The sequence below is a fragment of the Bradyrhizobium sp. genome (genome assembly GCF_035484855.1).
GTDB lineage: Bacteria > Pseudomonadota > Alphaproteobacteria > Rhizobiales > Xanthobacteraceae > Bradyrhizobium.
Genome location: NZ_DATHOP010000116.1, coordinates 1 through 10,847, shown reverse-complemented (window position 1 = coordinate 10,847; position 10,847 = coordinate 1). Strand labels below are relative to the sequence as shown.

Annotated in this window: 12 protein-coding genes; all 12 read right to left on the bottom strand. The window is 62.0% G+C overall.

Features of this window, described 5'->3' with window-relative positions; genetic code table 11:
• Positions 1–527: FAD-dependent oxidoreductase (locus tag VK804_RS13960; RefSeq protein WP_325371408.1), on the bottom strand; the 527-nt coding region annotated here is incomplete at its 3' end.
• A gap of 13 nt (positions 528–540) precedes the next feature.
• Complete coding sequence (locus tag VK804_RS13955; protein WP_325371407.1) at positions 541–831, bottom strand: hypothetical protein; 291 nt, start codon at positions 829–831, stop codon at positions 541–543.
• The gene (locus VK804_RS13950) at positions 824–1,084 is read right to left on the bottom strand and encodes a DUF4160 domain-containing protein (RefSeq protein ID WP_325371406.1); all 261 of its coding nucleotides are present in this window, start codon (positions 1,082–1,084) and stop codon (positions 824–826) included. Before VK804_RS13950 ends, VK804_RS13955 begins: the two co-directional genes overlap by 8 nt.
• 20 nt (positions 1,085–1,104) lie before the next feature.
• Positions 1,105–1,854: an SDR family oxidoreductase gene (locus VK804_RS13945; protein ID WP_325371405.1), complete on the bottom strand. Its 750-nt coding sequence runs from the start codon at positions 1,852–1,854 to the stop codon at positions 1,105–1,107.
• Positions 1,855–1,881: 27 nt separating this feature from the next.
• On the bottom strand, positions 1,882–2,283 hold the full coding sequence (locus tag VK804_RS13940; protein ID WP_325371404.1) for an MAPEG family protein: 402 nt from the start codon (positions 2,281–2,283) through the stop codon (positions 1,882–1,884).
• A gap of 66 nt (positions 2,284–2,349) precedes the next feature.
• Positions 2,350–2,859 (bottom strand): hypothetical protein, encoded by a 510-nt coding sequence (locus tag VK804_RS13935; RefSeq protein WP_325371403.1) that lies wholly within the window; start codon positions 2,857–2,859, stop codon positions 2,350–2,352.
• A 20-nt stretch (positions 2,860–2,879) separates the two neighbouring features.
• Positions 2,880–4,136 (bottom strand): 2-oxoglutarate dehydrogenase complex dihydrolipoyllysine-residue succinyltransferase, encoded by a 1,257-nt coding sequence (gene odhB, locus VK804_RS13930; RefSeq protein ID WP_325371402.1) that lies wholly within the window; start codon positions 4,134–4,136, stop codon positions 2,880–2,882.
• Between the two features lie 140 nt (positions 4,137–4,276).
• Positions 4,277–7,234, bottom strand: coding sequence for a 2-oxoglutarate dehydrogenase E1 component (locus VK804_RS13925; protein WP_325371401.1), 2,958 nt, complete (start codon positions 7,232–7,234; stop codon positions 4,277–4,279).
• 136 nt (positions 7,235–7,370) lie between these two features.
• Positions 7,371–8,255: a succinate--CoA ligase subunit alpha gene (gene sucD, locus VK804_RS13920; RefSeq protein ID WP_325371400.1), complete on the bottom strand. Its 885-nt coding sequence runs from the start codon at positions 8,253–8,255 to the stop codon at positions 7,371–7,373.
• 83 nt (positions 8,256–8,338) lie between these two features.
• Entirely contained in the window at positions 8,339–8,818 is a 480-nt protein-coding gene (locus tag VK804_RS13915; protein ID WP_325371399.1) for a DUF1579 family protein, read from the bottom strand.
• A 4-nt stretch (positions 8,819–8,822) separates the two neighbouring features.
• A complete protein-coding gene (gene sucC, locus VK804_RS13910) occupies positions 8,823–10,019 on the bottom strand; it encodes an ADP-forming succinate--CoA ligase subunit beta (protein ID WP_325371398.1) in 1,197 nt (398 codons plus the stop codon).
• Positions 10,020–10,069: 50 nt separating this feature from the next.
• On the bottom strand, positions 10,070–10,847 hold a 778-nt coding region (locus tag VK804_RS13905), incomplete at its 5' end, for a malate dehydrogenase (protein WP_325371397.1).

Below are 10,847 nucleotides of genomic sequence, written 5' to 3'. Positions count from 1 at the left end.
TTTTCAGGAACCTTGTCGAGCGACAGCGCGCCGGTCGACGACACGATGCGCTTCTCGTCGATCTCGATGCCTTTCAACCGCGCGATGTCGGAGCCGGTGGCGATGACGATGTTTTTGGTTTCGACGATCTGGCTCTTGCCGTCATTGCCCGACACTTCGACCTTACCGGTGCCGAGGATTTTGCCCTTGCCGCTGATGACGTCGATCTTGTTTTTCTTCATCAGGAATTCGACGCCCTTGACGTTGCCGTCGATGCCCTGCTGCTTGAAATTCATCATCGAGGGCAGATCGAGTTTCGGGGCTGAGACGCTGACGCCCATTTTCGCGAAGGAATGCCCGGCCTCCTCGAACATCTCGGAAGCATACAATAGCGCCTTCGACGGCATGCAGCCGATATTGAGGCAGGTGCCGCCGAGCGTTGCGTTCTTCTCAACCACGGCAACCTTCATGCCGAGCTGCGCCGCGCGGATCGCGCAGACATATCCGCCCGGACCGGTGCCGATGACGACGAGATCGTAAGTGGCCATGAAAGCTTTCTATTCAGCTGGCGAGGTGGAGGAGACCGGCTTGACGCTCGGCGCGCTGACGCAGGGAGTCCGATCCAAAATCAATCTCGTCACCCTGATCGTCGAGCCAGAAAATCTTGTGACCATGCTCCTCGAGCTTGAGCTCGTCGAAGCGGTCGGGATGTGCACGAAGAAAATCGAACATCTCGCCCTTTGCCAGCAGCGGCCGCAAATCCACGATGCCGGCAAAACCGTCTTTCCAGACGATCTTGACGACCCCGAAAATGACCGGCTCCGCACTATGCATCGCGATTATGTCAGTCATCTATCTTCTCCGGCTTTCGCAGTTCCTCAACCGCGGACCAGGCGTCCATCAGCCCTGATTGATGTCGAGCGGCCCAGGATAGCACACGATTGAGTTTCGCGGGAGGCAGCGACCCCCGCAAAACCCTGCTGGTCCGGATTTCAATCTGAGCAACAAACTCCGCGTAACGGGCATGGAAGTGCGGGGGCGGATGCTCATCCGGATAGAATTCGATCTTGACGCCGTCGACAATCGCAACCACCGGCAAAATCATTCTCCCACACGCTGGATGTATTACCGCCCACCCGAGACATCAAGGATGGCGCTGGTCACGTAGGAGGCCTCGTCCGACATCAGCCAGACGATGGCGTTGGCGATTTCTTCGGCCGAGCCGACGCGTTTCATCGGCACCATATGCGCCAGCCGGTGGGCGCGATCGGGCTCGCCGCCGCTTGCATGGATTTCGGTATCGATCAGCCCGGGCCGAATCGCGGCGACGCGAATGCCTTCGCCGGCGACCTCGTGGCCGAGGCCGATGGTGAAGGAATCGATCGCGCCCTTCGACGCCGCATAGTCAACATAGGTGTTGGCGCCGCCGAGCTTGGCCGCGACCGACGACAGATTGACGATCACGCCGCCCTTGCCGCCGTGTTTGGTCGACATCCGCTTCACCGCCTCGCGCGCGCAAAGGATGTTGCCGGTGACATTGATCGCCATCACGCGCTGAATCCGCTCGATGCTCATTTCGTCGACGCGTACGCCACTCCTGCTGACAATGCCGCCATTGTTGACCAGCGCGCCGAGGGTGCCGAGTTTATCGCCGGCCTCGAACATCCCAAGGATTTCGCTCTCCTCGGCGACGTCGCATTTCACCGCGATCGCCTTGCCGTTGGAACGCTCGATGATCGACACCACTTCGCTCGCGGCAGCCTGGTTGCTGGCATAGCCCACAACGATCTTGTAGCCGCGCTTGGCGGCGGCAATCGCGGTAGCGCGGCCGATACCGCGGCTTCCGCCGGTGATGATCGCAACCTTGTCAGTCAAAGCTCGTCCCCCCAATTTTCATGAACCCTACTCGAACAGCCGCACCAGCATCGCCACCAGCGCAAAGATCGAGGCGAACCATACGAGACTCCGTGCGTAGGGTATCTGGATGAAATAAAGCGGCAGATAGAGGATGCGGGCGATCACCCACGCCTCCGCGCCAAGCGCGCCCAGGCCGCCATTGCGCCCGGTGACGACCAGCGCCAGCGCGAGTGCCGCGAACACCGGAAAGGTCTCCAACAGATTGCGGAAGGCGCGCTCGGCGCGGCCGGCGAAGACGCTTTTGAGCACCCTCGCCTCGTCGCGCGGCCCGGCCTTGTAGTCGCCACCCATCTCAAGGGTCGCCGAAACCGACTGCAGGAACATCTGCGCGAGCAGGAGAATGACGGCTAAGCCGAGCATAACGACTTCGATCGGCAGTGGCTGCATCCTATTTCCCAAACTTTCGCGCCGTTTCACCTGATCAGGGATCGAGCACCGGCCGCGCCGAACGACTCATGCGCTCGCCTTGTCTTGATCAACGAGCAACAATTTCGCGCGCTGGTCGAATAGAAGTCCCCCAACTAGTTGAGTCGCTTCTTCGGCTTTAATTCCGTCCTTAATCATTTTTTGTCGCAGTTTGTGCGCCTTGTCGAGGTTCGCTAACTTTTTTTGAATGACGGATTGGTGCTTTTCTTCCACCTCGGCTTTCTTCTTATCCGCTTCGGCCTGACGTCGCTGCTTCTCTTCTGTGTAGAACACCGTTCTATCTAAAATAAAGGAAGCACAATGCTTTGGTATGTTTTTGAACAGAGCTAGAATGTCGAATGGATTTTGATACGATATCCTCTCGACTTTTGAGTCGTAATCATAAAGATAATAATGCGCCGCCTTTGAATCATAAGCTTTGTCGAGGCAGAGCAGATAAAAGAGTTCCAGAATTACGCCGTTTAGTTCGATATCAATTGGCGTCAGATGACCAAACTCGGTTAGTTTGGTGTCCGATCGAAGTAGAATTTGAGCCATTTCCCCTCCCCCTGATTGTGTTACAAATCTAACACCAGCCGCGCCGGATCCTCCAGACTTTCCTTGACGCGCACCAGAAACGTCACCGCTTCCTTGCCGTCGATGACGCGGTGATCGTAGGACAGCGCCAGGTACATCATCGGACGGATCTCGACCTTGCCGCCGATCGCGACCGGGCGATCCTGGATCTTGTGCATGCCGAGGATGGCCGACTGCGGCGCGTTCAGGATCGGCGTCGACATCAGCGAACCGTAAATGCCGCCATTGGTGATGGTGAAGGTGCCGCCCTGCATCTCGTCGATCTTGAGCTGGCCGTCGCGGGCGCGGCGGCCGAAATCGGCGATCGATTTTTCGATCTCGGCGATCGACTTCTGGTCGCAGTCGCGCACCACCGGCACCACCAGGCCCTTGTCGGTGCCGACGGCAACGCCGATGTGATAGTAATTCTTGTAGATCAGATCGGTGCCGTCGATCTCGGCGTTGACCGCTGGAATATCCTTCAGCGCCTGCACGCAGGCTTTTGTGAAGAAGCCCATGAAGCCCAGTTTAGAGCCGTGCTTCTTCTCGAACACGTCCTTGTACTGCGCCCGCATCGCCATGATGTGGCTCATGTCGACCTCGTTGAAGGTCGTCAGCATCGCAGCCGTGTTCTGCACTTCCTTCAGCCGGCGCGCGATGGTCTGGCGCAGCCGCGTCATCTTCACGCGCTCCTCGCGCGCGGCATCGTCGGCGGGCGATGGCGCGCGCACCTGTACGGCAGCGGCGGGCTGATTGACCGGGGTCGGCGCCGAGGCCGCCTTCTCGATCGCCGCCAGCATGTCGCCCTTGGTCACGCGGCCATCCTTGCCAGATCCGGGAACGGTCGAAGCATCGATGCCGGTCTCGGCGGAAATCTTGCGCACCGACGGCGCCAGCGGCGCGTCGGCCGGCGGGGCTTTCGGAGCCGCGGCGACTGGCGCGGGCGCGGGCGGCGGTGGTGGCGGTGCCGCAGCCTTGGGGGGCGCCGCGGGTGCGGCGGCCGGCTTGGCGGCGGCTCCGGCCGCGCCGTCATTGATCTGTCCGAGCAGGGCGCCGACCGCGACCGTTTCGCCATCCTTGGCGGCGATTTCGCCGAGCACGCCCGCCGACGGCGCCGGCACCTCGATGGTGACCTTGTCGGTCTCGAGTTCGACCAAGGGTTCGTCGACCGCGACGGCATCGCCCGCCTTCTTGAACCAGCGGCCGATGGTGGCCTCGGTCACGGATTCGCCGAGCGTCGGAACGCGAATTTCAGTCATGGGTTCGTTTCCTCAAATAGTCTGTGTTGTCATCCTCCGGGAAAGCAGAGGATCCAGTACTCCGTGACGATCGCGATCGAGGCCGGCGGCGCGGATTACTGGATGCCCCGCTTTCGCGGGGCATGACGGTTTGAAAATTCCTAGCTCAGCGCCTCGTCGAGCAGCGCCTTGAGCTGTGCGAGATGCTTGGACATCAATCCGGTGGCGGTCGCCGCCGAGGCGGCGCGGCCGGCGTAACGCGGACGCCGGTTCGGTGCGTTGATCTGGTTCAGCACCCATTCGAGATAGGGCTCGATGAAGTGCCACGCGCCCATGTTGCGCGGCTCTTCCTGGCACCACACGACTTCGGCGTTCTTGAAACGGCCAAGTTCCTGCACCAAAGCCTTCAGCGGCACCGGATAGAGCTGCTCGACGCGCATGATGTAGATGTCGTCGATGCCGCGCTTCTCGCGCTCCTCATAGAGATCGTAATAGACCTTGCCCGAGCACAGCACGACGCGCTTGATCTTGTCGTCGGCGACCAGCTTGATGGTCTCGTCCGGCAGCATCACCGCGTCGTCGTAGAGGATGCGGTGGAAGGTGGTGCCGGCGCCCAATTCGTCGAGCCGCGATACCGCGCGCTTGTGGCGCAGCAGCGACTTCGGCGTCATCACGATCAGTGGCTTGCGTATTTCGCGATGCAATTGACGCCGCAGCATGTGGAAGTAGTTGGCCGGCGTGGTGGGATTGACCACCTGCATGTTGTCTTCCGCGCACATCTGCAAGTAGCGCTCGAGCCGAGCGGAAGAATGCTCCGGCCCCTGCCCCTCATAGCCATGCGGCAGCAGGCAGACGAGGCCGGACATGCGCAGCCATTTGCGTTCGCCCGAGGAGATGAACTGGTCGAACAGGACCTGCGCGCCGTTGGCGAAATCGCCGAACTGCGCCTCCCACATGGTCAGCGCATTCGGCTCCGCCAGCGAATAGCCGTATTCGAAGCCAAGCACGGCCTCTTCCGAGAGCAGCGAATTGATGACCTCGTAGTGGCCCTGGTCGCCGCCGAGATGGTTGAACGGCGTGTAGCGGCTCTCGTCTTCCTGGTCGATCAGGACCGAATGCCGCTGCGAAAAAGTGCCGCGCTCGGAGTCCTGGCCCGACAGCCGGACGTGATGGCCTTCCTGCAACAGCGTGCAGAACGCCAGTGCTTCGCCGGTCGACCAGTCGATGCCGACGCCGGTGTCGATCGCCTTCGCCCTGGTTTCCAGAAAGCGCTGGATGGTGCGGTGAACCCGGAAACCGTCGGGCGCCTTGGTAATCTTGCGGCCGATGTCGCGGAGCACCGCGACGTCGACGCCGGTGATGCCGCGGCGGGCGTCTTCTTCCTGATCGGCCGACTTGAAGCCGGCCCATTTGCCGTCGAGCCAGTCGGCCTTGTTAGGCTTGTAGCCGGTGCCGGCCTCGAGTTCGGCATCGAGCCGGGCGCGCCAGTCGGCCTTGGCCTTCTCGACTTCGCCCTCGGTCATCACGCCTTCGGCGATCAGCCGCTTGGAATAGATTTCGACCGTGCCCGGATGCGCCGCGATCTTCTTGTACATCACCGGCTGGGTGAACATCGGCTCGTCGCCTTCGTTATGGCCATGCCTGCGGTAGCAGAACATGTCGATGACGACTGGCTTGTGGAATTTCTGCCGGAATTCGATCGCGACCTTGGCGGCGAACACCACCGCTTCCGGATCGTCGCCGTTGACGTGGAAGATCGGCGCATCGATCATCTTCGCCACGTCGGACGGGTACGGCGAGGAGCGCGAATAGCGCGGATAGGTGGTGAAGCCGATCTGGTTGTTGACGATGAAATGCAGCGAACCGCCGGTGCGGTAGCCTTTCAGGTCGGACAGGCTGAAGCACTCCGCCACCACGCCCTGGCCAGCGAACGCAGCATCGCCATGCATCAACAGCGGCAGCACCGAAATACGCTGGTCCGGCGGGTCGCCATGCTGATCCTGCTTGGCGCGGACCTTGCCGAGCACCACGGGATCGACGATCTCCAGATGCGAGGGGTTGGCGGTCAGCGACAGATGGATGCGGTTGTTGTCGAACTCGCGATCCGATGACGCGCCGAGATGGTATTTGACATCGCCTGATCCCTCGACCGCGTCGGGATTGGCCGAGCCGCCCTTGAATTCATGGAACAGCGCGCGGTGCGGCTTGCCCATCACCTGGGTCAGGACGTTCAGGCGGCCGCGATGCGGCATGCCGACCACGATCTCCTTGACGCCGAGATTGCCGCCGCGCTTGATGATCTGCTCCAGCGCCGGGATCAGCGATTCCGCGCCATCGAGGCCGAACCGCTTGGTACCGGTGAATTTCAGATCGCAGAATTTCTCAAAACCTTCGGCCTCGATCAGCTTCATCAGGATGGCGCGCCGGCCCTCACGCGTAAAACTGATTTCCTTGTCGGGGCCCTCGATGCGCTCCTGGATCCAGCCCTTCTGCGCAGCGTTAGAGATATGCATGAACTCGACGCCGAGCGTCTGGCAGTAGGTGCGCTCGCAGATCGCCACGATTTCGCGCAAGGTCGCGTATTCCATGCCGAGCACATGATCGAGGAAGATCTTGCGGTCGAAATCGCCTTCGACGAAGCCGTAGGAGCGCGGATCGAGTTCCTCGCGGTCGCGCGGCGCCTCGATCCCGAGCGGATCGAGCTTGGCGTGGAAATGGCCGCGCATGCGGTAGGCGCGGATCAGCATCAGGGCGCGGACCGAATCGCGCGTCGCCTGATGGAGGTCGGCGGCCGTCAGTTCGCTGCCCTTGGCCTGCGCCTTGGCGGCGATCTTGGGGCCGACGGATTTTTCGACTTCCGCCCAGTTGCCGTCGAGCGCCGACGTCAGGTCGTCGCGCGGCTCCAGTGGCCAGTTGTTGCGCGCCCAGGACGGGCCCTCGGCGTTCTTGCGGACGTCGGCGGGAGTATCCTTCAGGCTCTTGAAGAACTCCTGCCATTCGGGGTCGAGCGACGCGGGATCCTTCTCGTAGCGGGCATAGATTTCGTCGATGTAGGTGGCGTTTGTGCCCTGCAAAAAGGAGGAGAGAGCAAATGCTGCATTCGCGTCCTGGCGAGACATGATTAACGTCCTGGTGATTTGGCTTGGCGCATGGAAAACCGGCGCGACAGCCGACCCGGCCAGCGGATCGGCATGATTGAAGGGCTTTTACCCTATTTAGGGTGAATGTTCGCCCCGAAAAGAACCAAAGAATGAATTAACGCTTCAATTTTTCGGCAAGGGTATGGCCGAGCCGCGCGGGCGACGGCGAGACCGTGATTCCGGCCGCTTCCATCGCCGCGGACTTGGAGGCGGCATCGCCCTTGCCGCCGGAGATGATGGCCCCGGCATGGCCCATGCGGCGTCCGGGAGGCGCGGTGACGCCGGCGATGAAGCCGACCATCGGCTTCTTGCGGCCGCGCTTGGCCTCGTCGATCAGGAACTGGGCGGCGTCTTCCTCGGCGGCGCCGCCGATTTCACCGATCATCACGATCGACGTGGTTTTTGGGTCGGCCAGAAACATCTCCAGCACGTCGATGAATTCGGTGCCCTTGACCGGATCGCCGCCGATCCCGACCGCGGTGGTCTGGCCGAGGCCTTCCTGGGTGGTCTGGAACACCGCCTCATAGGTCAAAGTCCCCGACCGCGAGACGATGCCGACATTGCCGGGCTTGAAGATGTTGGCCGGCATGATGCCGATCTTGCATTCGCCGGCCGTCATCACGCCCGGGCAATTCGGCCCGATCAGCCGCGACTTCGATCCCGACAGCGAGCGCTTCACCCGAACCATGTCCAGCACGGGAATGCCTTCGGTGATGCAGACGATCAGCGGGATTTCCGCATCGATCGCTTCGCAGATCGCGTCCGCCGCTCCCGGCGGCGGCACATAGATCACGGATGCGTCGGCGCCGGTCCTCTGCTTGGCCTCCTGTACGGTGTCGAACACCGGCAGGCCGAGATGCGTCATGCCACCTTTGCCCGGCGAGGTGCCGCCGACCATCTTGGTGCCATAGGCGATCGCCGCTTCCGAATGAAACGTGCCGTTCTTGCCGGTAAATCCCTGGCAAATGACTTTTGTATTCTTGTCGATGAGAACGGACATGCGTCTACCTGCTTTTCAATAGGCCTGGATTTCTTCGGGACTCGAGATCGTCTTCGATGATTTGCGGCTTACGCGCGCGCCCTTCACTTGATCCGCCGATAGGTGCCGGTGAGCACGTCGTTCCAGCCTTCGGAGTCAGGCGAAAACTGGATTTTCATGGTGTAGCTATTGTCGTCGATGACCTCATAGACATGGCGCGCATTGCCGCGCAGTGAGCCGCGCACGAGAATCAGCGTCTTGCCGGTCCAGCCGCCGGAGGCCGGCGCCGGGGCGTAATAGCCGAGCGAATCGTGCCAAAACAGCTTGTAATGCCGGTCCTCGCGGTCGTAGGTGAACACGCCATGGGTGGCGAACGTTTCCCTGCCGTCGCGGGTCTGGCGGGTGTCCTGAATCAGATAGAAGCCGTTGAGATCGATGCGCGCCACCACGTGGGAGACGGCGGGCCCTCCGGCGTCCCAGCGCGAGGGGAATACCACCTCTTCCCCGCTCCACTCGCCGGCGAACACCGCGAGCTTGCGATGTTCCTCCAGCGGCTTCGGCGCGGCGAGACGGTCCTCGGGCATGGCGCTAGCCTCCCTTCACGGCCTTGACGATCTTCTGCGCGGCATCGTCGAGATTGTCGGCGGGCAGCACGTTGAGGCCGCTCTCGCGGATGATCTTCTTGCCGGCCTCGACATTGGTGCCCTCGAGCCGCACCACCAGCGGCACTTTCAGGCCGGCTTCCTTCACGGCGGCGACCACGCCCTCGGCGATGATGTCGCATTTCATGATGCCGCCGAAGATGTTGACCAGGATGCCCTTCACATTGGGATCGGCGGTGATGATCTTGAAGGCCGCGGTGACCTTGGTCTTGTCGGCGCTGCCGCCGACGTCGAGGAAGTTGGCCGGCGCCATGCCGTAGAGCTTGATGATGTCCATGGTCGCCATGGCAAGGCCGGCGCCGTTGACCATGCAGCCGATGGTGCCGTCCAGCGCCACGTAGTTCAATTCATATTTCGACGCCTCAATCTCCTTGGCGTCTTCCTCGGTCTCGTCCCGCAGCACGACAACATCGGGATGGCGGAACAGCGCGTTGTCGTCGAACGATACCTTGGCGTCGAGCACGCGCAGGTCGCCCTGCTTGGTCACCACCAGCGGGTTGATCTCCAGCATCGCCATGTCCTTGGCGACGAAGGCGGCATAGAGCTGCGCCACCAGTTTTTCCGCCTGCTTGGCGAGATCTCCCTTGAGGCCCAGAGCCTTGGCGACGGTGCGGCCGTGATGGCCCATGATGCCGGTGGCCGGATCGACCGAGAAGCTCACGATCTTTTCGGGGCTGTTGTGCGCGACATCCTCGATATTGACGCCGCCTTCGGTGGAGACCACGAACGAGACTTCGCTGGTTTCGCGGTTGACCAGGATCGAGAGATAGAACTCCTTGTCGATGTCGGAGCCTTCCTCGATGTAGAGCCGGTTGACCTGCTTGCCATGCGGCCCGGTCTGGACCGTCACCAGGGTCGCGCCCAGCATCTGCTTGGCGAATTCATTGACCTCGGCGACCGACTTGGCGATGCGCACGCCGCCCTTGTCGCCGGCTGAAGCCTCCTTGAACTTGCCCTTGCCGCGGCCGCCGGCGTGGATCTGGCTCTTGACCACCCAGACCGGGCCGGGAAGTGTTTTCGCGGCGACGTCGGCGTCGGCGACACGCAGCACCGGCACGCCCTTCGAGATCGGCACGCCGAAATCATGCAGCAGCGCTTTGGCCTGGTATTCGTGAATATTCATGGCTAGGTCCCCGAAAACCCCTTAAGCGATGCTGCCTGAATCAAACGCGATCAGCGGCCGAGCAGGTCCGGCGCGATCTTCTTGCAGGCGTCGACCAGACCCTGCACCGCGCCGACCGACTTGTCGAACGCCTCGCGGTCCTTGCCGGCGAGCTCAATCTCGACGATGCGCTCGACGCCCTTCGATCCGATCACGACGGGCACGCCGACATACATGTCCTTGACGCCATATTCGCCGTTGAGATAGGCGGCACACGGCAGCACGCGCTTCTTGTCCCTGAGATAGCTCTCGGCCATCGCTATCGCGGAAGCCGCCGGCGCGTAGAATGCCGAGCCGGTCTTCAAGAGGTTGACGATCTCGGCGCCGCCATTGCGGGTGCGGTCGACGATCTCATCGATCCGCGCTTGCGAGGTCCAGCCCATCTTGACGAGGTCGGGCAGCGGAATGCCGGCCACCGTGGAATAGCGCACCAGCGGCACCATGGTGTCGCCATGGCCGCCGAGCACGAAGGCGGTGACGTCCTCGACCGACACGTTGAATTCGTCGGCGAGGAAATAGCGGAAGCGCGAGGAATCCAGCACGCCGGCCATGCCGACCACCTTCTTGTGCGGCATGCCGGAGGCCTTCTGCAGCGCCCACACCATGGCGTCCAGCGGGTTGGTGATGCAGATCACGAAGGCGTCCGGGGCGTATTTCTTGATGCCGGCGCCGACCTGCTCCATCACCTTGAGATTGATGCTCAACAGGTCGTCGCGGCTCATGCCCGGCTTGCGCGGCACGCCGGCGGTGACGATGCAGACCTGGGCGCCGTCGAGCGCCTCATAGGAA